Here is a 23,342-nt window from a genome sequence, read left to right as displayed (position 1 = left end):
TACGCGAGATACCCACATCAAATTACAAGTTCAATTCGAATCGAAAACAGGGAGAGAGATAGTTCTAAGTCCACGCGCTTGTGCAATTCTATCAGTTCGCGGCCGAGACGCGACAGTTACGCCATGTTCTTCCGTTCGATTGTTTCCCAAATATCGACACCCTTCTCAGTGATGTCGTACACGCGGCCTTTCTTCCGATCTTCCGAAACTAATAGGTCGACCAGTTCCGACTCACGGAGTTCCTGCAGGGCGCGCGATACGTGAGCAATGCTCATTTCCCTGTCGTCCGCAATTAACGACGGTGTCGCAGGGCCTTCTGACAACCGGCGGAGAGTCTCGACTCGATACCGTGAACTGATTACGTAGCTCACTTCGTCCCACTGATCAAAGTCTGCCATCGTATCTATTCGTATGCACGAGTGTACCAGCTACCTTCTTTGGACACAAACTCGTGTACAGTGATATTCCATGTGCCTGTGGTTAATTGTTTCGCTCGTGTCTCTTGGTCTCGCTTCGTAGCCATACACGATTCCGGTTGAGTACCCTGCATACTGAGTATGTGGTGAGTAATATCGTTCTTCCGCTCAATTCAAATAACACGCATTTCATCTACGTGTTTGGCAATCAGGCGACAACCGATCAACAACAGATACCGTGGAGATCGTAAGGCTCCAATTCCCGACGGGAACCCAGAAGGGCATCTTATCGGGGACTGCGTTCCTGCAGGGACCTCTCTGCGGTCCAGATAGCTGTTCAATTGACACTGATAAGATTGCGTTACTTGCATGACCGATAGAAACGGCCGATATACGCTACGATTTACCCTGGGCGATTTCGAGAAGGTGAGTAACGTGTAACCGTAACAGGGGGCCGTCTCAGCGTTTTTACGGGAAGTCTACGTATTTTGCGTATCTCAACACACACTGTCGCGGACATTTATTATGGATCACCGAAAATTGATTCAAAGAACGCTGTTACTCCCGGAATACCCAAACAACTACTGACTACCCCGGCGGTAATCAAAGGAAAATTATCTAATCGATTACATAACAAAGTATTAAGTGGCAAGGTGATGTTGATTTGAAATGCTGGCTGACAGCGTAACGCTCCGTCGATACAGCCGGGGGGCTGTGTGAGCACGATTCCAGACGGGTGGACGATGTCGCAGCACACAGGAAGTGGGTAAATATGGGAGTCAAAGACACCGCACAAACGAAAGCAGAACCGAATAATAAACTAAGCGACGAATCTGTCCCATCGCCAAAAGGGAAAGAAAGCAGTGCGGACCAAGCGACGTCACAGGAGCAGGACGACTCAGGTGCATCTCTAGACGTTATTTTTGAAATACTGAAAAACAGCCGCCGCAGAGAGGTCCTCCACTTTCTTCGAGAACGAGGCGAACAGGTCTCTCTTGGAGAACTCGCAGAACACGTCGCGGCCATCGAGAACGAGACCACAACTGATGCGTTGACATCAAGTGAGCGCAAGCGCGTGTATGTAGGACTGTACCAGTGCCATCTCCCGAAGATGGACGACATCGGTGTCGTCGATTTTAACCAAGACCGAGGGCATATAACCCTTACCGAGAAGGCTGACGACTTCGAAAAGTACCTCAACCGCACTGAAGAAGAGGCGGAGGGCCGACAGTGGTATCAGTATTACGCGGCCGTCACGGTGCTCGGTGCGATGGTCCTAGCCGCCTCTGTCGCCTTCTCACTTCCCGGGAGCATAGTTTTAGGTTTGTTCTCCCTGGTAGTGGGTGTTGCAGGCGCATGTTCGGTGTATCACTGGTCAGTTGAGCGCGAAGAGCTGGACAGCGAGTAGCCCGATAAGAACGGTTTGGTTCCGCGCGCAGTTTTTACACAGTACGCGTCACGAGTAGGCTATCCAGAGCGATACACTTCGTCGCCGGCAACATATGTTCGTGCTATCGATGGAACCGGGTCTGGATCGACGATAATCAGATCGGCCCTTGCTCCACACTCCAATCGGCCACGGTCGTACAGGCCGGCAGCGGCAGCTGGTGCAGTAGAGACACGTAACACCCGGTCTTTGAGAGGGTCACCGTTTTCGATGAAAACAGAGCTAAGCAGTGATTGCGGACGAAAGTCGCTACAGAGAATGTCGACAACACCGTCTTTGATTGCCTGAGACGCATCGGGCCCGTCCCACAGACTCCCACCGCGAACCACATTCGGCGCACCCATCGCAACGGCCAAGTTTAACTCGGTTGCACGCTGCGCAACACGGTGGGAGAGCGGATACTCACTTATGTCTACCCCGATAGCAGCGGCGTTGTCCACGCTCGAAACGGTTTCATCGTCGTGTGAGGCGACTGGGATATTTCTATTGCTTGCTAGCTCTGTAATCTCTCGTGCGCGCGAGATTACTTCTGTTTCGGAGACACCATTGCGGCGTGTTTCGAGGGTCTGAAGGCTTGACTCTGAGACCCCGTCCGGAAGATTATAGCGTTGTGTAAGTGTATTTTCGCCAGCGAACTGGCCCGTTCCGGGAATGTGTGAGACAAGGGAGACGAGATCTCCCCCTGATTGGATTTCTTGCGAGACGGCGTCGACAGCCGTTTCGTTGGTGAGTTCACACCGCATATGGAGTCTGTTATCGACCCTGGCGCCGGTTTCGCAGTTGAAATCCCGGATATGCTCGGCCAAGCGACGGGCTAATTCGATACTCCGGTTATCATCTGGGACGTCTTCGAACGCAATGGCATGATACTTTGTCGTAACTCCCGCGCTGGCATTGGCAATATCACATCGGTCCAGAGCGACAGTCGTGTTGACGCGCTCACCAGCTCTCGGAAAGAGGTGCCGTTCGATATCATCACCGTGAAGATCAACCAATCCAGGTAGGACATACTTCCCCGTCGCATCAATGTCCGGGGAGTCATGAGATTCTGCTTCCACCGAGACTATTTTTCCATCAGAGAATACTATTGTCCCGTTCTCAATTTCGCTGGTCGGCGTAACAACAGTTCCTCCCGAGATCAATGTTCGGTTTGCATTATTTTTCATTCGACTTGGCTCCCTGTAAGATTTGCCAATGTGTTTACAACCGACTTCCGAAAACATGAATATGCGCTTACTACGGCTATGCTACAGTCGGATATAGAGTGCATATTTATGTGTAATTGACAGCCGTAGCTGTTGTGCTTAATGAGATAATGGGAGACGAGGCCGTCAATCGTCACTATCAGTTGCTAAAGACGGACCTAGGACACTCCAACAATTCTCAGGGTTTGAATAGAGCCCCAATCCAGGGGATTTAAACCTTCGCAGTGTTTCAAATAGTACATACAAATATCAGCCTAACTTAATTTCTAAGTTATGATTATATAATACCTTCATAGAGTGGACAATTTGCGGGTAATTCTGGCGGATTCATATCCATTAGGATACACCTACCCACATAATACCGTATTAACTGTTTGAACGAGTGCGTTTGAGCAGTAATATCTTTCTATTTTTTCCATAGTGAGAAAGAGTATAATAGCAATAGCTGAAGAAGAGAGCCAGTAGTAACAAGATTACAGCATAGTACAGTGACATACTCCGGCGACGTCACCCCACCCACCAGCATGGTGTTTGCGTGTTCAGAAACCGAAGTTTTTAGCGTCAAGGTTTAAAACATATTTGTATGAAAGACTGGATTGATACGTATAACGAGCGTGACTGGCAAACCACCACGGACGGAACGGTTCGATACGCGCTGTTAGGACTTGGCTGGTGGACAATCGACCTAGCACTTCCCGCGATTCAGGATTCTGATCTGGGTGAAGTTACAACGCTCGTCAGCAGTTCTTCGGAGAAAGCGAAACGTCTCGCCGACGAGAACGGTGTGGACCACGGGATCAGTTACGAGGAGTTCCACGACGGGGATGCAGCCGACAGGTTTGATGCCATCTACATCGGGACACCGAACGCCTTGCATCTGGAATACGCCGAGACAGCCGCAGAGTTAGACAAAGCGATCCTGTGCGAGAAACCGATGGAGGCAACAGTCGAACGGGCTCAGAAAATGGTTGAGGTCTGTGCGGACGCCGCTGTGCCGTTGATGATTGCCTACCGAATGCAGACTGACCCCGCTGTTAGGCGTGCAAAAGAACTCATCGAAGACGGATTCATCGGCGAGCCAGTATCCGTATACGGAAACAATAGTCAGCCGTTGCTTGAGATGAATCCGGACACGGACCAGTGGCGGCTCGATCCGGAACTCTCAGGTTATGGCACCTCAGTGATGGATTTGGGGATTTACTCGATCAACACGACTCGGTTTCTGCTCGACAGGGAACCACTGGCAGTGCAGTCACAGATGGATTCTCATGGGGAGGCCTTCGTCGACGTGCCTGATGAGCGCTCCGGGGCATTGCTGGCGCTGGAAGACGGTATCAAAATGGTCACGACTGATAGCCAGAACGCCCACAGTGATACGCAACTGAAAATAACTGGGACGGACGGACAGATCGAACTCCGTCCAGCGTTCCATGGGAAAGCAAAACTCCACCTGTCCCGAAACGAGACGACAGTAACTGTCGAACACGAGAGTTTTGACGCGGAGGACGAAATGCGGGAGGAGTTCGATTACTTCGCTGACCGTGTTTTGACTGGTACTGACATTGGCCCGGACGGCCGCCACGGCCTCCAGGATATGCGAATCATCCGGGCAATTCACAAAGCCGCGGAGAGCGGCGACGTCGTCAAATTGTAACTGATTCGTTCGAATTTAGCTGGCCCCATCGCTGTCAGATTGTCTTAGATTTATTCATGTGACGATCACGGCTATCGCGTTATCCCAGTCAAAACGGAGTACAGCGTGATCGCAGTATAATACTCAAGATCAGTGAACAGAAGCGACCCTGACATTGGTTTTACACTCACTGTATTGGGTGATCAATGATCAACGGCGGCAAATGCTATCAGCCGTCCGATTGATTTGTTTGGGTAGACGTGACGAAACCACATTTGAACTGGTCGGCTTTGTCTAGACGCAGAGTAACAGCGAGTTCGTTTCGTTAATGACGCTATAAATCAGCCACTCAGTTAAATTACATATACACCCCGACAAAAGGATACAAGTGGCTGATGGTGCTACAAGACGGTATGATTTCTGAACAATTCGACGCGTTCTTGCTTGACCTCGACGGGGTAGTGTATCTCGGGGACGAGGCCCTACCGGAGGCGGTCGAGTCGGTGAATCGTCTTGATGAGCGGGACAAGGAACTGCGATTCCTGACGAACGACCCACGCTTTCAGCGTGAGACGATCGCGAACAGGCTTCGCAAGCTGGGGATCGACGCGGAAAAAGGCGAGATCATCACGTCAGGCTGGGCGACCGCCCACTACCTCTCCCAACAGGATATGACCACCGCTGCTGTTGTCGGTAGCGGAGGGCTGGAAATCGAACTCCAAGAAGAAGGCATCGAGATCACGGACGACGATCCAAATGCGATGGTCATCGGCGCGGACGAGAAGACGTCATATCAAGACATCCAGCGGGCGGCGAGACACATCCAGCGGGGAGCGACGTTCGTGGGGACGAACCCGGATGGGTCGTTCCCGACCCCAGACGGGCCTGTACCCGGGGCCGGGGCCATTGTCCGAGCAGTCGAAGCTGCGGCGGGAACAGAGCCAACGGTCGTTGGCAAACCCGAGCCGCTTATGTTCGAGATGGCTCTCGACGGGCTGGCTGACGACGTGCAAGCGGCCGCGATTGGCGATAATCCTGCCACGGACATTCTCGGCGCCCACCGTGCGGGGCTCACCGGGATTCTGGTGGCCGAGGACAAACCGACTGCCGCATCTGCTCGTGATCTTCAGCAACCAGATTTGACGATCTCGTCGCTTGCACACCTCTTCACGGACACAACCGACACATGGGAGGCACCACCCTATTCGTGGCCGGATGAGATACGTCCGGGCGTCGCTGCTGTCGTAGTGAATGACGCAGATGAGGTGCTGTTGCTGAAACGCGCCGACAAAGAGCAGTGGGCGCTCCCGACGGGCACGGTCGAACGGTGCGAACCAGTCGGGGACGCTGTCACACGGGAGGTTGACGAGGAAACGGGACTGCAAATAGCGGTTGAGCGGCTGATAGGCGTCTATTCACACCCGGAACAGCAAGTGTTTTCGTATCCCTCAGGCAAGGCAGTTCACTTCGTCACCAATTGCTTTCGGTGTTCCATCGAGGGGGGTACACCCGAGGCCGACGAAGATGAAGCCCTCGAGGTCGGATTCTTCGACATGAACGATTTACCGTCGGATATCCTTCCGATGCAACCGCAGTGGATAGCCGATGCAAATGACGCAGATGGCTCACCTGCAATTCGATAAATTCACAGGCTGTACCGACTGAAGTTACGGAGCAAGTTCGATATTTCTCAGAGTCGCTCTCAGAACGAGTTCACGGAGCTGGGCGAACCACGTCCGTGTCCGAAGCGTGTCGCCGTACCGCTGCTTGAGCGAGAAAACCACAGCCTCGACGAGTGACCGTCGATGATCGGTATCGTCGTCATGGCGAGCGGTACGCGCCATATCTATAGTAGCCATTGAAAATCAATGCACTCCTGATCGCACGACAGCAGTGCGATCAGTGTGTACATCGTTTCAATTGTTACTATAGCGGGGAGAACTCTCGGTGTTTGTTCACTGGCCCAACGTGGGGCTCCAGAAGTTCTTCCGGGATCGTCTCAATCATACCTTCCTCAGCGGTCACCGTCTGTAGCCGGTCGAAGTTCCGATAGATCCCTGCCCTCCGCTACCCAATCCGGAACTATAAATCATATTAGATGATAGTCGTGCGAAGATTTACAGTGTATCGCACCAGGTATCACTTAAAATGGCTGTGCCTCAGAGCTGAAGCAAGTAGGTGTTATAACATCCGTACAGGTGTTATTATTTGACGCCGGCGAACTCGACAGGCTCTCAGCGGCCGCTGGTATCAAAAAATCGTGTTTTGAATAGCAACTATCTGATTGGATGTCGCGGATATCATATCCGGATTAAAATTGAGTACGTGTTATTATCCAAGAGATATCAGCCACAATGTAGAACAATATAGTCGTAGAAGTACGTTTTCACACTTGTATATTGATCTCAGAGATAAGACCGAGTTTCCTGAGTTACAATCTCGGTTTCGATGTCTAAATATATTACCGGTACATTCATACTTGTCATATTCGACCAACTGTGAGTGTATAGTAGTAGATCTATAGTCAATTGTATCATATAGGTGAGATTCACAGACAACTCCGAAGAATCTGTCATAGAACAAAGTTGGTCGAGATTCACGGCGGTGATAGAGTGGTCAGTCCTTCGTCCTGCAAGCGAAGTACACTGGTTAATCCGAAAGCCATATACGTCACATTAGGCCAACCTAAAACATGGACGAGACAGACGGTACAGGTAGTCTCACCAGACGAGACTACCTCTCCGGCGGTGGTCTGCTGCTCGGCACGTCAATCGTAGCCGGCTGCTCCAGTAACGGTGGGGAACCGCCCAGTACAGCAACAGCGAGTGACAAGGAAACGGGCACATCAACCCCGTCAGATGACGGCTCCTACGTTGCCTCGCTTTCTCCTGTCGGAGAGGTCGAGTTCGACTCCGTACCGGAGAAGGTCTTCACGATGTACAATCAGTATGCAGATATGTTAGTCGCGCTTAACCACGGTGACGCGGTCAATTCGATGTTCGTTCCAGAGATGGCTGGGCCATCGATGAACCACTACTACGAACGGCTCTCTGGTGTCTCTTTTGAATGGGAGGACCTTCCGAACCCCTACGATAATTTTAGCAAGGAGTTCTTCTACAGCCTCGGTAGCGACGTTCACTTCCTTGACCCCGCATGGGCGATTACCCAGGAGAACTGGGATATGGGCGATATCGAGGAAATTGTCGACAATGTCGGCCCCTTTTTCGGGAATTTCTACAGCGGAACACACGGTGACCCGCAAGAACCCTACAGTGAGAACTACCATTATTACACGCTGTGGGAGCTGTTCGGTCGTGTCGCCACCGTGTTTCAGGAACGAAAGCGTTACGAGCAACTCAGAGCCGTTCATCAAGAACTCATCGAGACCATCCAGACGGAGCTTCCACCCGAAGAAGATCGACCGACCGCGGTTCGGGTTACACTTGGCGACGGCCAATTCTGGACGTATCACCTGAACCGACCGGGGTTCTGGCTCGCGGACACGCGTCCGCTCGCAGCCAACGACGCCTTCGGGGACGAAACGTGGGACGGTCTCTGGGGTTCGGTCGGCTATGAAACGATGCTGGACGCGGACCCTGACGTAATCCTCCATCTCTGGGGGATGACACCGCGCTACGACATGGACGATGTCCGCGAGAGGCTCGCGTCACACAGCGTTGGAAAAGAACTCGCAGCGGTCAAAGACGACCGCGTATACGCACACGGAATGCGATACCACGGCCCGATCATGAATCTTTTCCAGATCGAAATGACCGCGAAACAGCTCTACCCGGATATCTTTGGCGAGTGGCCACCCTACGAGAACGGGGATCACTATCCAGAGATTCCATCGGATGAGCAGCTTTTCAGCCGCGACCGCGTTGCCCAGATCGTTACGGACGGATAGCTTCGGCTGGTTTCAGCAACGCTGTCGCCCGAATGGAGCAAATCGCCCGATCAGTGTGGGATTCACGACAGGATGATGACGTTGCCGACGCCGCGCCGCTTCCGTTCGATGAGGTTCTTGGCTTCGAGCGTATCGAGGGTCCGGCTGACAGTCGCCTTCGAGAACTCCGTTCGATCGACGATTTCGCTCTGTGGAAGGACCCCATCGGCATCAAGCATGATCTCATACACGATCCGTTCGTTGCTCGCGAGGCGACTCGCAGTCTCTTCCCATTCCTGCCGACGGGCTTCGAGTAGGCCCGCTGTCGGTGCGTGGTCATGGTCAGCGTCCGGCGATCGAGTGTCCGGCGAGTCCATAGTAGACCCCGATGCACCCCGATCGACACGGAACAACGCCACGGCACTCGCACCGGAGGCGAACGCAGCCACTGTGAGTACGGCGATATCGACTGTTCGGATGGACGGCCCCGGAGATCCTGATTGGACAGTGGTCTCGCCGATTGTGACTGTGGCTACTGCCGGCGTGATGAGATGGCCGGCCAGCAAAAGCATCAGAGCGGTCGAGATGACGAAGACGCCTGCCGCGACGACCTCGCTACGTTGGAGGGTGTTTTCGATCATTGTTGAGACCAGCGATGTATCCGGACTACTCCGGTACCCCACGGAGTCGGACGAACGCATCTATCCTCTCGTTTCGGATATCGACGACGACACTGTATCGGGTTTCCCGATCAATCGGTTCAACGACAACCAGTACACGGCGATCACTCAGTCGCTGCTCCGTCCGTTCAATGACGACGACCCCTGCAGTCGTGCCGTTCCGAACGGTGAAGGTGGACTCGTTGACTGCGGTGAGATCGTGCCACTGCGCTGTCGGATCTGCACCGACGACCGCGGCTCTCTCGCTAGCTACCCCGCGTGGAACCGGCCGCATCGTGTACACTGCGTCGGCCGGTGATGCAACGGTATCGGCGACCGACCCGTCCGTCGTGATAATCCGCTTGGCTCGCGCTTGCTTTGAGCGGGACAGTTCGGGCGGTTCCCATGGTGTGGCCCGCACAACGGGGCTCCGGTTGATATTCGTAATCTCGATATGGTTGACAGTTCCGATATCCGATATCAGAACCTCAGTAGTTCTGCCGCTCGTTTCGACGAGTGCATCGTCTTCAATAGCGAACTCGTATCCGGTATCAGCTGTCGCCGTGGCGGCGATACCAGTCGCGGTTGCGAAGACGGCGATACTCACACTGAGGACGGTGAGCGAGAGGACCAACACCAGACGGGACCGTCTAACCGACTCCATGTCCGTCGTGACCGGACGTTTTCGTATGAAAGTGCTGGTTTTCAGTAAACTGAAACGAATGGAACAATCTCTGAAACGCGTTTCAGATCCGTTTCACTCCCGTTTCCAACGGGGGTTTACAATGGTTTTCGTATAACTTCCTGATGCCGTGATCGGGCCAGCACTCACAGCGAGCACACCGGCCCACAGCATATGCTCGGCCCGCCACTGCGAACTCGGCCCGCCGCTACGGGCCCGGCTTTACTGTACTGTGCTACCGACCGCGCTCGTGCGTCCTGTCCGATCACCCCCAAGACAATGAAACGAAAACTTCCCCGCCAACGAAGTGATGCAGATGCATCGTGACTACCGACTCGCAGCGTACGCGGTTGCGGTATCGGCCCTCCTGCTCACTGCCAGCGGCGCAGCCGTCGTAGCCGATGGGAGTGCCGGAAATGCCCCATCCGAATCGTCCCCCTCTGAGACCGAATCCAATGAAACGACCGGTAGCATCACAGTTACGAATTCGACGGCGTTCGAGGTGACAACGGTTTCCAACGATAGTGGCACGGTCACGTTCGATCAGGGCGACCGGACCTGTGGTGGCGGGTTCCGTATTGACACCCCGAACCGAACTCGGACTGACATACAGGTCCGCGGTGTCACCGTGACACTTGTCGAACAGCACAGCGGCGAGCCGTTCGACGAAATCGGCCGCGAGCAGTTCGCGTCACTGGTCTGGAAGGAAATATCAGGATACGCGGGGCTCGGCGCGTACGATCACATCGAAGTTCAGGTCAACCAGTACTACGAGACGGTCGCCCGGGACGAACCGTTAGACACCGTCGGCATCCACGCCCGTCCCGTGGACAATTGCCTCCCAGCTGTCGAAGGTGAAGTCGCCCTCAACAGTCAGTCGGTAGCTGTCCGTTCGAGCCACTCGGAGCTCGAAGGCCTCAATCTGAACATTACAGATACGATCGGCGCTCTCAACGAAAGCGAACGGGACTCCATCGACCGGCTCATCGAATCGAACGAACGCACCAGCTACGCCATCCAGACGGAGTTCGACGATCCGGACACGCTGGACGCGACCGTCGTCGAAGCAACAGACGACAGCCAGGTCAAACTCGAACTCACACGGCCAGGCGGCGGTCGCACGGTCGTCGTTCGAATCGATCTCGAATCGGAAACCGTCGAGCGTACCTGGACGAGGGTCGCAGTTGAGCGGATTGACGGTACTGATTCGGTGACAGTCGGTAACCACGGTGAGAATGAAACGACATCGTTCGAAGTGAACTACACTGAAGCTGCGTCGTAAAATCCGAACTGGTCTTCCAAGACACTATTGGGTTTCAGCCACATCGAACCGGAGCGGCAATTACATCGGGGCCGAAGCCCCACCTCAGGTACGTAGTCCGAATCGTACGGTCAAGTCCCCGTAACGACGCAGTAGGTCAGGTCGAGCCAGTCCAGTCGTACCGCATGACGAGGTCGTCATCGTCGATCTCGCTGGCGAGTTTGTCCACGAGTTCGTCCCGTTCGAGGTCGTCAAACTGCTCCAGTTCGTACGGCTTGACCGTCACCGGCGAGGACTCGCCCTCGGCGATGCGCTCCTGCAGCTTGGCGACGCCGTAGATCAGCGCTTCGGGGCGGGGCGGACACCCCGGGACGTGAATGTCAACCGGAATGACTTGCTCCGCACCTTTGATGACGTTGTATCCTTCCTGAAACGGCCCACCGGAAATAGTACACGACCCCATCGAGACGACGAACTTCGGCTCGGGCATCTGGTCGTACACGCGCTTCATCCGCGGCGCGAACTTCGAAACGATGGTCCCCGGGACGATAATCAGATCTGCCTGCCGCGGTGATGCCCGAGGGACTCCGGCAGCAAAGCGGTCGAGGTCGTGTTTCGTAGCGAGAGTGCCCATCATCTCGATGGTACAACAGGCGATGCCGAACTGCAGCACAAACATCGAGGACCCCCGGACCCAGTTCATGAACGCGTCGAATTTGGTCAGGATGAACGGGGACGAACCAAGCACCTCCCGAAGTGTAGAATTAAATCGGGCATCCGGGTTTCTACCACAGCATATCCGTTCATCAGACTGTGCGTCGTCCACATTCCGCCGATCACTGCTCATGAACAGCTACGGATAGATAGTGGGATCGGATACGCGAACTGTCGTACACACTAGTGTCTTTATATGGGAGCCGCCACCAGGGCTCGTCCGTGAGATATCTCCGCTTAGAGATCCAGTATGCACCGGAGTATCAGCGTCCGATGCACCGCTTTATGACCGAAAGCGACGCAATCAAACGCGAGTGGCTCGTTACGTGGAAAGTCGGGGTCGAGGACGAGATCGCCTATACGTTGTTTTATATCGTCGGCGATCGCGAACCCTACGAATCGGCGCTTTCTGCGGTCGAAACCATGGAAAGCTACGATATTACACCCGTTCGGGACCAGGCGTTCTACGCGTTCGTCCGTGGCCGGGAGACTGAACAATCACGACAGTTCTACGCGGCGTTCGAACAGCCGACGCTAATGGTGGTCCCACCGGTTGCCTACCGACCGCACGGAGTCGTGTTGTTCGATGTCGTCGGCGAACCCGCCACTCTCGAACAGGTCCGGGATGCACTTCCCGACGGAATCACGGTAAACGTCCAGAAGATCGGCGAATACGATGCCAGCCCTGGAACATTCGCCATCGGCCTCACTTCACGTCAGCGCGAAGCACTCGCCGCAGGACGGGAAGTCGGTTACTTCGACGTCCCGCGAAATGGGAGCGTCAAGGACGTCGCCGAGGAGCTCGGTTGTGCTCCGAGTACCGCATCGAATCATCTCAGAAAGGCGCAGGCACGGCTTGTTGAACGCGTATTCAGATGACAGCTAGCGTAGAAGGTATCGATGCACCACGACTGTGTTTGAACCGCTCGAATAGGAGGAAACAGCAGAACAAGAGGGAAGGGAACAGCAGAACCCAGCGGGTGGATTGTTGGTTATCGCGATAGCTGGCAGACTGGGCTGTCGCTGAACGTGGGCAAGTAGTATTCAGTGATCGGTTGAGTACAGTAACTGTCGCGGCAGATGAGCAGGAGCGCTGCGACGACTAACGTGACCAATGCGGCGCGAACAGTGAATCCCGGACCAGAAGCAGAACCCGAATCGTTGAGCGGGCAGGATGAAACAGAGAACACCACAGTGTCTGCAGTAACACTTCGTTAGAGGTATTCTAAACCCATATTACTGCGGACATTGTGGCGTCTGACGGGGAGGTCTGGTGCATAATCGTGAATAGACACCACGATGTCCGCTGTTCTATTGGGACAGTTGAGAAATCATGCGCCGATTACTGCGGACATTGTGGTGTTGCTTCGCCTGGGCCACACCACGATGTCCGCTGTTCTAGTGGGGGTGGACACGAGAACAGCGGACACGGCGGTGTGTGCTTGAACAATAGAAGCGCTATAAATTGGCCACAGAGAGTCTGAAGACCGTAAATTAGGCGAGGAATGGGAGAGAACACTCCCACCCCACTTTGTCCGCTGTTCTTCAAAAGAGAGGGAGGGGGGAAGGAAACAGCCTCATTTGATTCGAAGGGTAGTCAATTTAGAACAGCCTGGATACTATCTGAACTTCATCTAGATAGAATCTAGACAGTTTAGATTTTACTTAGTCTCAACTAGATTGTGTCTAGATACTACCCAAATCTTATCTAGACTAGAGATAGCGTCAAGTATTGCTATAGCGTCTTTCTCTATAGCTATTAAACTGCACTACGGTCTAGCTCTCAGCATAGTATTATAAACTTTTCCTTAATGAATAGTTTTTCTGAGTTACCCCCACCTACCGTTTTCTAGTTACTGCGGACATAGTGGGGTGGGAGGGTCCCGCCATTCTTTTATAAGCAATAGAACAGCGGACACTCCGGACACTGCGGACAGGGGTGGTTTTATGTATGTTCCTTCCAATACATCAGGCAACGACTATGGGGATGTTCGAACGCGACACCGAGATCTACTTGGACCGGGATGCCCTCCGGGAAGACTATCAGCCTGAGAACCTCGTCGGGCGTGACACTGAACTAAACCGGTATCGAGCGGCTCTCCAACCCGTAATCAACGGTGAACAGCCCAACAACATCTTCTTGTACGGTAAAACGGGGGTCGGCAAGACTGCTGGTACGCGGTATCTAATTGACCATCTCGAAGAAGACGCAGCGAAATACGAGGATATCGATCTCACGGTAAAGATGCTAAACTGTGATGGCCTCTCCAGTAGTTATCAAATCGCGACCCGACTCGTCAACGAATTCAGGGACGAAACGAGCCAGATCAGTACGACAGGGTATCCTCGTGCAACGGTGTATGACATGCTGTGGACCGAACTCGACTCCTGTGGCGGGACGATCTACATCGTGCTCGACGAAGTCGACCACATCGAAGACGATAGTATTCTTTACCAACTCCCGCGTGCGCGAGCGAACGACAACCTAAGTTCAGCGAAGATCGGTATCATCGGTATCTCGAACGATTTCTCTTTTCGCGATGACCTCTCCCCGAAAGTCAAGAGTTCACTCTGTGAAGAGGAGATCCAGTTCCCCGCATACGACGCGAAGGAGCTGATCCAGATCCTGCAACAGCGCGCTGATGTAGCGTTTCACGACGGCGTCCTCGAAGACGGCGTCATCGAGCTGTGCGCTGCGTACGGAGCGAAAGACGCCGGTGACGCGCGGCAGTCCCTCGACTTGCTCATGAAAACGGGCGACCTGGCCCGCGACAAGGATACGGATACGATTTCGGAAGATCTTGTTAGAGAGGCCCGCGACGTTCTGGAACGTGGCCGGATTCAGGAAGGTATTTCGGGACTGACCCAACACGGTCATCTGGTCGTGTACGCAATGGTTACGCTCGACCAGGAAGGGAAGACGCCGGCCCGGACACGGGATATCAGACCTCGATACACGAACTTCGCCGAAAAGGCAGGGATCGATCCGCTTGTCCCACGCCGGATGCGTGATCACCTCGGCGAGCTGTCGATGTTAGGTATCATCTCGGCAATCGAGCGGAACGAGGGACGACGTGGGGGAACCTATCGCGAGTACTCTCTCGAAATGGACCCGGAGATGATTCTCGCAGCGCTTGAGAAGACTGTCGACGATGTTGGAATCCACAAATCCGTCACTAACCTCGTTGATAGCGAAGCGACGCTTTCGGACTTCCAGTCCACTTAGGAACGGCGGACATGGTGGTGTCGAAACCGATTGATACGTAGCGGTTTTCAGGAGATAGAACAGCGGACATGGTGGTGTTGCCGCCGGTGATTGGAAGCTTCTATCTTCACTTCAAGAGCGTGTAGAACTACGGACACGGTGGTGTCTAATGGTACCGACGCTACCTTTGATGCCATAATCACTACCGCGGAAGCTACCGATATATCTTTTGAGAATCAAATTTGTAGAATATGTTTGCAGCTACCCCCCTCTTTCAGGAGAGCCATACTGGATACTAGTTTTCCGGGTCAAACGATAGCTTGTTCGAAAATCGGGGACTCTCTCGTCCATCACTGGGAACGAATCTCTCATTTAACCTATCTCGTAATCCCCTCCCGGCACAGCCCAATCGGACCGATTATTGTAGACTGTCGTGGTCTGGGCCTCCGGTGGTAAGAAGTATGCAATTCAGGCGGTGGACCTTTTGGGATATATCGGCAGTGGAGTGCATATGCAAGGAGGCTACCAACCCAGACGAGATGTCCTGTACCCTCGCGATTAGTTCTTTCTTGCACGGCTGGCGTCAGCGGCCGACAGCTGGATCACACCGTCAGCTCGAACTGTGACGATAATGTTGCGGTATCGAAAGGTGATGTTCTGGCTCGCTGAGCCGATTGACTGGTCTGGCTGTGTACCGAATAGTAGTGTCTCAATGGCATCGACATCGATGTAGTCGTGCAACGGCGACTCACGATATGGTTCTGTTCCCGACTGATCGGCAACGGCCTGAACAATGACCGTAGCAAGCTCCTGGTCGCTGGTTGGATCGTACTGAACTTCAGTTAGAGTGCCGTTCGCTCCCACAAATAGTCCCTCATCCCCATCAGCCTCGTCGCTCTGGCTGTCGTCAGTCATCCACCTAGTAAACAACTGGAACGTACATATAATACATGTATGAATATTCGGGCATAATAACTACTCTCTTCAATCCAATCTTGAATGCGCTAATAGCCATTTTGCTGAGCTATACGGTATAGCTATATTACACTGCATTTATCAGTCTATACACACTCAATGAATCCATTCGTGATCAGAGTGAGACATATATGATAACAATTGTCATGAACTGGTCGGTAGTATCTGCCCGTTGAGGATATCCGCCCCCATGCATCAACTACCCAGACGGAAGTTACTCGGAGCCATGTGTTCGGGATTGATCGTACTCGCCGGTTGCAGCGGCGAGCAAAATAGTGGATCAGATGAAACAGAGAGTGGCGGCGGAGCCGAACCGTCGCCTGAACCCGGTGAGACAACCGGTACGGATACATCGGCGGTCAGCGGAGCCGACGACAGGTCAGCACAGTTCGGACAGGTCACGCGGTTCCCAGAATCGTACGCGATGACAGCTACAATGCAGTCCGGAGGGCAGACCGTCGAGATGACTGGTCGTTTCTATCAAGGGGATATGTACTGGTCGTTTGACCAGCAGGGACAACAGATGGAAATGTACCGTATCGGGAACAGCACGTACACCGTTACTGGAGGGCAGTGTCTCCGGGGAACGATGCAACAGGGGATGGACCGTGACGAGGTTGATCCGGGTCAGTTCTCCGACCAGCCGGAGGAAAACCCAGACATCACGCCGGTCGGCCGGGATACCATCGATGGCGAGGAAGTGTTGGTGTATGAACTCTCTCAGGACGGCTCTCAGGAGCCGGTCACATACTACATCCTCGCGGACTCCGGGTACCCGCGACGCATCGAAGCCGAGTCAATGCGGTGGGACTTCCACTCGTGGGGTTCGGTCGAGCCGATCCGGAAACCCGAAGGAGACTGCCAGTCGATGCCCGGCGGCGGCATGACGGCTGACGGGGGCAGCTAATCGCTCAGCAGGACCTGACTTTGACCGGCTATTCAGAAAGTAAACAGTTCTCGACATACCGCCGAAATTCGGCTCTCACATCGTCGATAGTCTCCTCGTCACTGGTAATCCGTTCCGCCTGAATGCCGACTAAAACCGTGTGGAACAGCGCGGCTGTCTGAGATGGGTCTTCGACATCAAATGCGCCTGCATCAACACCCGCCCGGATGACACGGGCGATTTGTTTTCGAATAAAGTCATCACTTCTGCGAAAGAGGCGATTGTAATCGTCGTCGTGTGCCGCTTGCGCTCGCAGTTCAATTACAGCCTGCGAAAACTCGACATCACTGTTGCTGCTGGTGCCAAATATTTCGTCAACGATTATCTCGATATACTCTTCAGGGGACTGGTTGGGCAGCGGGACCTGATTCTCGACCTGTTCCAGCATATAATCTAGGAGGTCTACCAACAACTCGTCCTTATTGTCGTAATGATGGTATATGAGCGATTGGCTCTTCCCAAACTCGTCACCTATCTTTGAAATAGTAAGATCCGCGTACCCGTGCTGACGTAACGCATAGAATGTAGCTTCAAGTATTTCCTCGCGGGTTCCATCCGGGTTCTGGAAAAAGGATATCTCGTTAGTCATCTTTACGTCGACCGTTTCCTGCTTGTCTACTACGGTTCAAATGGCTCACGGTTTCACCACTCTCTGTAGAGTACTAGACCAATCTGGGTTGTATTTTCTATCATTGAACTGAGTAACGGGTACGGTTGTAGATAACTATATGATTGACTATATATTCAATAACCTTAAGCGTATTGTGGTCCGCTGTCTCAACGGAGCGCACTGGACTGTCCTCAAGCTCACTGTACTCGTACATACATTCCTCCGCTGCCTCACCTTCTAACACCCCATAAGATCTGTAGACCCTGTGTTGACATCGGTGGATGGCGAGGTAATGGTGGCTTTGACTGAACACCAGTTTTCCCTCTGGCCCCGAAAGATACGAAAGCACTATATGTGATTGAACGTTTAGTCAACACCACCAAATGGCTACTCACAAACGAAGAATTCCGAGACGGAGTGTCGCTAGCAACGAGACACGGTTTGAACAAATCCTCAAGTAACATGGCCTCTACAAAGTATAAACTGCTACTTCTGGCTGTAATCGGGATTACCGTCACCAGCGGAACGGCAACCGCTGCGGTCGTTGGGAGCCCCGATATTGCGGCAACGCTTGAAGATGATACCGTCGCTCCGGGTGAACAAAAGACCATAGAAATTTCACTGGTCAACAGCGGGGAACTCGATAGTGGCTCCACTCGAAATCCGGCGTTGAACAACGAGGTAACAACGGCAAAGGGGCTTACTGTGTCACTCGGTTCTGGTGACGCACCCATTTCAGTGAAAAATTCGAAACGAAGCCTCGGCACGCTACAGGCGGGGCCGAAGACGACAGTGCCGTTCGAGATCAGCGTGGACGAAGACGCTAGTTCCGGTACGTACGACGCACAACTGAGACTAAACTATAAGCATACAAGCTACATTTCCGAGGGAACAGGGGCACGAGACGAAGACAGAAAAACTCGCACCGTTGATATTGAAATCGACGTCACCGATGATGCCACCTTCAATGTGACTGATATTGACTCCAATGCACGCGTTGCCTCAACAGGTACGGTGGCAGTTAGCGTCGAAAATACCGGAGATAGCGCCGCACGGGATGCCGCGGTAACGCTCCAATCACAGAATCAGGACCTCGCTGTCAGTGGCGGCGATGCCACCTCACGATTCGTTGATGAGTGGGAACCGGGAGAAGTCCGGACGTTCAACTACCGTGTGAGTTCTGCCGAAGCCGCGGAACCGGAGTCGTACGGATTTGAGCTGTCGGTTGCATTTGATAACGAGGATGGCCTCCGGACACAATCCGTGGGACAGTCCGTCGCAGTCACACCTGACCCGGAACAGCAGTTCTCGGTTGTCAATTCAAGCAGTTCTGTCGCCGTTAGTAACACAGGAACGTACGAGGTTCAACTCCGCAACACAGGCCCGTTGACCGTGAATGACTCCTCGGTTACGTTTGTCTCAGAGAACGCGGATATAACGTTTGGAAAGAGCTCCTCAACAACCGCCTATGTGGGGGAATGGGAACCCGGAGCAGTTCGGACTGTTCGCGTCGATACAACAGCGAGCCCCGATGCCGAGGACCGAAGCTACGCGCTGTCGGCTAACGTACAGTATGAGGATCAAGAGGGCGATACCAGTACCTATGACGATGTCCGGCTAAGCCTCAGTCCTGCGCCTGAGCAGAACTTCGACGTGTCTAACGTCGAAACGTCACTCCAGGCTGGCGAAGACGGCTCACTCAGTGCAACCCTCACAAACACTGGAACGCGTGACGTCGAGAACGTCGTCATCGCATGGGAAAGCCAGCAGTCGACACTGTCGCCAAAAGAATCACAGTACGCTGTTGGAGATCTCGATGCAGGCGAAACGGCCAACTTCAACTTCGGCGTTGACGTGTCCAACAGCGCGGAGGCAGGCGCTCGGCAGTTTGACTTCGGAGTGAGCTACCGCGACGATAACGGCGACAGGGTTGAAGCAGATACACTCGAAGTTCGCTCACAAGTGGCTGGCAGTCAGGACGAATTCGACATCGAAGTGGAAAATTCAACGCTCGGTGTGGGCCAAGACAGGTCAATTACGTTTACAATAACCAACACAAAGAACAAAACACTGACCAGCATTGAGGGGAAGGCGTTCGTCAATGATCCGCTCAGTAGCAGTGACGATGAAACGTTCATCGCTGAACTGGCCCCCGGAGCGTCAGAAACGGTCTCAGTCCAACTCTCGGCGGGCAGCGACGCGCTAGACAAGACCTATCCGCTCAATCTGGACTTCCAGTATGAGACGCCTGACGGCGAAAAACGGGTTTCGGATACCTACAGTCTCCCGATAGAAGTCACGGACCAGTCCGGGGACGGTGGGACGCCACTGTGGCTGGTTGGTGGCATTGGACTCCTTGCCGTTGTTGGCGGCGTCGTCTGGTACAGGCGGCAGTAACCGTCTGAAGCTAACATCTATGTCACAATGCTAGAGTATCAGAAATACATCGACGTATTAGACGATTGGATTGTCAACCGTGACAAGACAGTCGTCGCTGTGTTCATCGTCACAACGCTCGTTCTGTCGGCGGGTTTCGGCATGACTGCGACCGACTCAGGGACATCACAGTTCACTGACGGCGTTCCCGCACAGGAAGCGTTCGACGAGGTCAACGACAACTTCGAGCGCGAACCGTTCGGTGAGGGGACTGGCTCTACAACGCTTATTCAAAAGGACCAGAACGTCCTGTCGAAGCCGGCTATCCTCAACATGCTGAAAGCACAGCACCGGCTCGAACAGCGTGAATCACAGGACGTTGTTGGCACGACGAGTGTCGCACAGGCCGTCGCCCAGACGCTCAACCCGGACGCAGAGACACTGCCCGAACAGATCGATACCGTAGAAGCGGCCTCACAGACGGAGATTAAGTCCGCCACCCGAACCACACTTGAGCGCCAGCCGGCAGTTGCAGGGCTACTCAGCAACGATCTAAACCGAGAGGAGCCGTCGGCATCTGCAACACTGACGACTGTCACACACGAGGTTTCAGGTGTCTCAAGCAGTGCTGGGACAGAGGGGTCATCACCACTGACGCCCATTCAGCAGGAAGCGGAGTTCATTGTCAGCTCGGTTGACGGTGATATCTCTGTCTTCGGCAGTGGACTCATCTCCGCAGAGCTGAACAGTGTTATCTCCGATTCGTTGGGACTCGTCGTCCCAGCCGCTGTTGTCCTGATTCTGTTCTTCCTTATTATCGCATACAGGGATCCGTTTGATCTGCTGATTGGCCTCGTCTCCCTTGCGATGGCGATTATCTGGACATTCGGGTTCATGGGATGGGCCAGTATCCCCTTCACGCAGATGCTGATCACGGTCCCGCCGTTGCTCCTTGCCATCGGGATTGACTTCGGGATTCACGCTGTGAACCGATACCGCGAAGAACGGATCGAGGACGTCGAACCAACACCCGCGATGCGGACCGCAACTGACCAGTTGCTCCCAGCGTTCTTTATTGTGACAGGAACGACAGTGCTGGGATTCGCCGCAAACGGGACTAGCCAGCTCGGCCCGATCCGTGACCTCGGGTTCGTGGCCAGCGTCGGGATCATATTCACCTTCCTCATTTTCGGTATCTTCCTCCCGTCGTTCAAGCACTTCATGGACCGGCAGCGTGTGCGATACGACCTCCCCGAATTCAGTATCGCGCCGATCGGCTCTGAGGACTCCGCAGTCGGCAAGTCGCTAACTGTCGGCGTGACAATCGCCCGCCGAGCCCCGTACATATTCTTTGCCCTCGTACTGGTGTCTACGGCGGCCATGGGGGCGTATGGAACTGGGATTGATACCCGGTTCACCACTGAAGACTTCCTCCCACCGGAGGAGAACCCCGGATACGTCGAGGTTCTGCCGGAAGCTGTGGCTCCGAGCGAGTACACAGTCACGAAGCAGATAAATTACCTTGAAGACACGTTCGAGAGCGGTGAGAGTGACACCGTAACGATATACGTCGAAGGGTCGTTACAGGACGGAACGGCGCTCGAGGAGATCCACCGGGCGAACCAGGACCCACCCGACTCCTTCGTTACAGCCGGCGGGAGTGCAGATACCACAAGCATACTTACGGTGATTAACCGCTACAAGCGTGCTTCACCCGAGTTCCGCCAGCTCGTCGAACAGAACGATCAAAACGGTAACGGTGTCCCCGACCAGAATCTCCCGACCATCTACAACGCGCTGTATGATTCGCCGTACGGCGACCGGGCGGAGTCGTACATGACTGATGACTACGCGCGAACGCGCATCGTGTATTCCGTCGAGTCTGATGCGAGTCAGCAGGAAGTGACAGATGATACGAGAGCCGTTGCGGATGAGTTCCGGATGGAAGCGACCGCAACCGGCAGTGTTGTGGTATTGAAAGCTGTCTCGGACGTAATCGCTGAATCTGCGTACATAAGTCTGGCTCTCGCAATTCTCGCGTCTGCAGCGTTCCTGTTTTTCGCCTACTGGCTACTTGAACGGCGTCCCGGGCTGGGCGCTGCGAACCTCGTGCCGATACTGCTCACTATTGCCGCCTTGGCCGCGACAATGCGGTATCTGGATATCCCGTTCAACGTCCTCACCGGAACGACGTTATCAATCGGAATCGGGCTTGGTATCGATTACTCCGCTCACCTCGTGCATCGGTTCTCGGAGGAGTACCGTGGCGATACTGGCTTGCTCGAAGCACTCGACATTAGTGTCCGGGGAACAGGTGGTGCGCTGGCGGGTAGTATGGTCACCACCACATCTGGAACCGGCGTGCTCGTCCTCGCGGTTGTCCCGATCTTGGGCCAGTTTGGATTGTTAATTGCAGTCAGCGTTCTCTATTCATTCGTGGCGTCCATACTGGTCCTCCCGACGTCAATCGTCATCTGGGACCACGGTCGTGGAACGCTTGAGACACTGCTCTCATCGCGCTCGACACGGAGTGTGAACTAATGCGGCCCGCTCGTTTCGGTTTCCGCCCACCTGTGGCACATGATGAGCAAATTGAGCGGCTTGAGAAAGATCGCTCCGAGGCAGAGCCTGAGGAATTGGCACCGTGCTGTCAAGCTATCTACGATCAGAGCGGAGGACTGTCTGTATGACTACAGATGGTGACGCTCTGGGTGCAACTGAAAAAGAGATTATGCACGCAACCCATCGAGCGCTGGTAAACAGTGGATACGCTGAACTCTCCATCTCGCTTATTGCAGACGAACTCGACAAGGCCAAATCGACGATATACCACTATTACGACTCGAAAGACGACCTGCTAATCCGGTTTCTCAGATTCACTGTTGACCGATTCGAGGCGACAATCAACACGACCATCGGTGACCACCCGAAAGAGGACCTCCATCACATCATTACGACACTCCTCCCGTGCCAGCTAACCGAGGAGAAACGGCAGCTTCACAGCGTTTTAGTTACGCTCTCCCCGCAAGCGCTGGATCAGGAGGTGTTTCGCGAACAGTTCACCGAGATTGATATTCGACTTACTGCAATCATCGAGAAAACTGTTCGTCGAGGGATAGAGGCTGATGTGTTTCGCGATGTGGATCCGACACACATGGCCGAGCACATTCTAGCAATGATTAAAGGAACGATGTATAGCCGCCTCACGACCAATCGCGAAGCCGCAACAGGAGCAGCGAAAGCCTCCCTATTTTCGTATATCGATTCGCATTTGATTTCGTAGCGCCTGTCGCCATGGTCGTCGCCGAATTTCCTCTCTCACACGGC

General features: G+C 53.9%; 18 protein-coding genes and 1 pseudogene. 11 read left to right on the top strand and 8 right to left on the bottom strand.

Annotation, left to right across the window (positions count from 1 at the left end):
* Window positions 1–116: 116 nt before the first annotated feature.
* Complete coding sequence (locus SG26_RS18085) at window positions 117–398, bottom strand: winged helix-turn-helix domain-containing protein (protein WP_004515801.1); 282 nt, start codon at window positions 396–398, stop codon at window positions 117–119.
* Between the two features lie 790 nt (window positions 399–1,188).
* Here SG26_RS18085 and SG26_RS18080 point away from each other — a divergent pair.
* Window positions 1,189–1,824, top strand: coding sequence for a hypothetical protein (locus SG26_RS18080; protein ID WP_050038388.1), 636 nt, complete (start codon window positions 1,189–1,191; stop codon window positions 1,822–1,824).
* A 59-nt stretch (window positions 1,825–1,883) separates the two neighbouring features.
* Here the strand turns inward: SG26_RS18080 and SG26_RS20835 are convergent, their stop codons facing one another.
* Window positions 1,884–3,029: an alpha-D-ribose 1-methylphosphonate 5-triphosphate diphosphatase gene (locus SG26_RS20835; protein WP_079980864.1), complete on the bottom strand. Its 1,146-nt coding sequence runs from the start codon at window positions 3,027–3,029 to the stop codon at window positions 1,884–1,886.
* 622 nt (window positions 3,030–3,651) lie between these two features.
* Between SG26_RS20835 and gfo6 the strand changes: the two genes are divergently transcribed.
* On the top strand, window positions 3,652–4,722 hold the full coding sequence (gene gfo6, locus SG26_RS18075; RefSeq protein WP_014031334.1) for a D-xylose 1-dehydrogenase Gfo6: 1,071 nt from the start codon (window positions 3,652–3,654) through the stop codon (window positions 4,720–4,722).
* A gap of 392 nt (window positions 4,723–5,114) precedes the next feature.
* Window positions 5,115–6,344: an HAD-IIA family hydrolase gene (locus SG26_RS18070; RefSeq protein WP_050038462.1), complete on the top strand. Its 1,230-nt coding sequence runs from the start codon at window positions 5,115–5,117 to the stop codon at window positions 6,342–6,344.
* Window positions 6,345–6,368: 24 nt separating this feature from the next.
* On the opposite strand, the pseudogene SG26_RS22035 reads toward SG26_RS18070, so the two are convergent.
* A pseudogene (locus SG26_RS22035) lies at window positions 6,369–6,551 on the bottom strand (IS5/IS1182 family transposase); the annotation flags it as partial.
* A gap of 842 nt (window positions 6,552–7,393) precedes the next feature.
* Between SG26_RS22035 and SG26_RS18065 the strand changes: the two are divergent.
* A complete protein-coding gene (locus tag SG26_RS18065) occupies window positions 7,394–8,608 on the top strand; it encodes an ABC transporter substrate-binding protein (RefSeq protein WP_014031337.1) in 1,215 nt (404 codons plus the stop codon).
* Between the two features lie 62 nt (window positions 8,609–8,670).
* Here the strand turns inward: SG26_RS18065 and SG26_RS18060 are convergent, their stop codons facing one another.
* Both SG26_RS18060 and SG26_RS18055 read right to left on the bottom strand, forming a co-directional pair.
* Window positions 8,671–9,228: a MarR family transcriptional regulator gene (locus tag SG26_RS18060; RefSeq protein WP_044952853.1), complete on the bottom strand. Its 558-nt coding sequence runs from the start codon at window positions 9,226–9,228 to the stop codon at window positions 8,671–8,673.
* 25 nt (window positions 9,229–9,253) lie between these two features.
* Window positions 9,254–9,910, bottom strand: a complete 657-nt coding sequence (locus SG26_RS18055) for a hypothetical protein (protein WP_014031339.1) — start codon at window positions 9,908–9,910, stop codon at window positions 9,254–9,256.
* Window positions 9,911–10,238: 328 nt separating this feature from the next.
* Here SG26_RS18055 and SG26_RS18050 point away from each other — a divergent pair, with 328 nt between their 5' ends.
* Complete coding sequence (locus SG26_RS18050; protein WP_023843024.1) at window positions 10,239–11,210, top strand: hypothetical protein; 972 nt, start codon at window positions 10,239–10,241, stop codon at window positions 11,208–11,210.
* Between the two features lie 136 nt (window positions 11,211–11,346).
* Here SG26_RS18050 and SG26_RS18045 read toward each other — a convergent pair whose 3' ends face one another.
* On the bottom strand, window positions 11,347–12,036 hold the full coding sequence (locus SG26_RS18045; RefSeq protein ID WP_050038387.1) for an NADH-quinone oxidoreductase subunit B: 690 nt from the start codon (window positions 12,034–12,036) through the stop codon (window positions 11,347–11,349).
* Window positions 12,037–12,188: 152 nt separating this feature from the next.
* On the opposite strand from SG26_RS18045, the gene SG26_RS18040 reads away from it, so the two are divergent.
* Both SG26_RS18040 and SG26_RS18035 read left to right on the top strand, forming a co-directional pair.
* Window positions 12,189–12,782, top strand: a complete 594-nt coding sequence (locus SG26_RS18040) for a helix-turn-helix domain-containing protein (RefSeq protein ID WP_050038461.1) — start codon at window positions 12,189–12,191, stop codon at window positions 12,780–12,782.
* A 1,102-nt stretch (window positions 12,783–13,884) separates the two neighbouring features.
* Window positions 13,885–15,129 (top strand): Cdc6/Cdc18 family protein, encoded by a 1,245-nt coding sequence (locus tag SG26_RS18035; RefSeq protein ID WP_004594978.1) that lies wholly within the window; start codon window positions 13,885–13,887, stop codon window positions 15,127–15,129.
* Window positions 15,130–15,666: 537 nt separating this feature from the next.
* Here SG26_RS18035 and SG26_RS18030 read toward each other — a convergent pair.
* A complete protein-coding gene (locus SG26_RS18030; protein WP_014030998.1) occupies window positions 15,667–16,023 on the bottom strand; it encodes a HalOD1 output domain-containing protein in 357 nt (118 codons plus the stop codon).
* A gap of 496 nt (window positions 16,024–16,519) precedes the next feature.
* Between SG26_RS18030 and SG26_RS18025 the strand changes: the two genes are divergently transcribed.
* Complete coding sequence (locus SG26_RS18025; protein WP_225308151.1) at window positions 16,520–16,990, top strand: hypothetical protein; 471 nt, start codon at window positions 16,520–16,522, stop codon at window positions 16,988–16,990.
* Between the two features lie 28 nt (window positions 16,991–17,018).
* On the opposite strand, the gene SG26_RS18020 is transcribed toward SG26_RS18025, so the two are convergent.
* Window positions 17,019–17,618, bottom strand: a complete 600-nt coding sequence (locus SG26_RS18020; RefSeq protein ID WP_008311719.1) for a TetR/AcrR family transcriptional regulator — start codon at window positions 17,616–17,618, stop codon at window positions 17,019–17,021.
* Window positions 17,619–18,101: 483 nt separating this feature from the next.
* On the opposite strand from SG26_RS18020, the gene SG26_RS18015 reads away from it, so the two are divergent.
* The 3 genes from SG26_RS18015 to SG26_RS18005 all read left to right on the top strand — a co-directional run bounded on the left by SG26_RS18015 (window position 18,102) and on the right by SG26_RS18005 (window position 23,298).
* The gene (locus SG26_RS18015) at window positions 18,102–20,036 is read left to right on the top strand and encodes a COG1361 S-layer family protein (protein WP_014031001.1); all 1,935 of its coding nucleotides are present in this window, start codon (window positions 18,102–18,104) and stop codon (window positions 20,034–20,036) included.
* A 27-nt stretch (window positions 20,037–20,063) separates the two neighbouring features.
* Window positions 20,064–22,556 (top strand): RND family transporter, encoded by a 2,493-nt coding sequence (locus SG26_RS18010; RefSeq protein WP_014031002.1) that lies wholly within the window; start codon window positions 20,064–20,066, stop codon window positions 22,554–22,556.
* Between the two features lie 145 nt (window positions 22,557–22,701).
* Window positions 22,702–23,298: a TetR/AcrR family transcriptional regulator gene (locus SG26_RS18005; protein WP_014031003.1), complete on the top strand. Its 597-nt coding sequence runs from the start codon at window positions 22,702–22,704 to the stop codon at window positions 23,296–23,298.
* Window positions 23,299–23,342: the final 44 nt, after the last annotated feature.

The sequence above is a fragment of the Haloarcula sp. CBA1115 genome (assembly GCF_000827835.1).
GTDB lineage: Archaea > Halobacteriota > Halobacteria > Halobacteriales > Haloarculaceae > Haloarcula > Haloarcula hispanica.
Note: the sequence above shows the minus strand (reverse complement) of the source record. Positions and strands in the feature narration are given on the sequence as shown.

Excerpts from the sequence above, each read along its gene's own strand:
- gfo6 (WP_014031334.1), top strand. The coding sequence starts at position 3,652 with ATGAAAGACTGGATTGATACGTATAACGAGCGTGACTGGCAAACCACC.
- SG26_RS18025 (WP_225308151.1), top strand. The coding sequence starts at position 16,520 with ATGCAGTCCGGAGGGCAGACCGTCGAGATGACTGGTCGTTTCTATCAA.
- SG26_RS18085 (WP_004515801.1), bottom strand. The coding sequence starts at position 398 with ATGGCAGACTTTGATCAGTGGGACGAAGTGAGCTACGTAATCAGTTCA.
- SG26_RS18005 (WP_014031003.1), top strand. The coding sequence starts at position 22,702 with ATGACTACAGATGGTGACGCTCTGGGTGCAACTGAAAAAGAGATTATG.
- SG26_RS18050 (WP_023843024.1), top strand. The coding sequence starts at position 10,239 with ATGCAGATGCATCGTGACTACCGACTCGCAGCGTACGCGGTTGCGGTA.
- SG26_RS18020 (WP_008311719.1), bottom strand. The coding sequence starts at position 17,618 with ATGACTAACGAGATATCCTTTTTCCAGAACCCGGATGGAACCCGCGAG.
- SG26_RS18015 (WP_014031001.1), top strand. The coding sequence starts at position 18,102 with ATGGCCTCTACAAAGTATAAACTGCTACTTCTGGCTGTAATCGGGATT.
- SG26_RS18080 (WP_050038388.1), top strand. The coding sequence starts at position 1,189 with ATGGGAGTCAAAGACACCGCACAAACGAAAGCAGAACCGAATAATAAA.
- SG26_RS18035 (WP_004594978.1), top strand. The coding sequence starts at position 13,885 with ATGGGGATGTTCGAACGCGACACCGAGATCTACTTGGACCGGGATGCC.
- SG26_RS18030 (WP_014030998.1), bottom strand. The coding sequence starts at position 16,023 with ATGACTGACGACAGCCAGAGCGACGAGGCTGATGGGGATGAGGGACTA.
- SG26_RS18040 (WP_050038461.1), top strand. The coding sequence starts at position 12,189 with ATGACCGAAAGCGACGCAATCAAACGCGAGTGGCTCGTTACGTGGAAA.
- SG26_RS18065 (WP_014031337.1), top strand. The coding sequence starts at position 7,394 with ATGGACGAGACAGACGGTACAGGTAGTCTCACCAGACGAGACTACCTC.
- SG26_RS18045 (WP_050038387.1), bottom strand. The coding sequence starts at position 12,036 with ATGAGCAGTGATCGGCGGAATGTGGACGACGCACAGTCTGATGAACGG.
- SG26_RS18055 (WP_014031339.1), bottom strand. The coding sequence starts at position 9,910 with ATGGAGTCGGTTAGACGGTCCCGTCTGGTGTTGGTCCTCTCGCTCACC.
- SG26_RS20835 (WP_079980864.1), bottom strand. The coding sequence starts at position 3,029 with ATGAAAAATAATGCAAACCGAACATTGATCTCGGGAGGAACTGTTGTT.
- SG26_RS18010 (WP_014031002.1), top strand. The coding sequence starts at position 20,064 with ATGCTAGAGTATCAGAAATACATCGACGTATTAGACGATTGGATTGTC.
- SG26_RS18060 (WP_044952853.1), bottom strand. The coding sequence starts at position 9,228 with ATGATCGAAAACACCCTCCAACGTAGCGAGGTCGTCGCGGCAGGCGTC.
- SG26_RS18070 (WP_050038462.1), top strand. The coding sequence starts at position 5,115 with ATGATTTCTGAACAATTCGACGCGTTCTTGCTTGACCTCGACGGGGTA.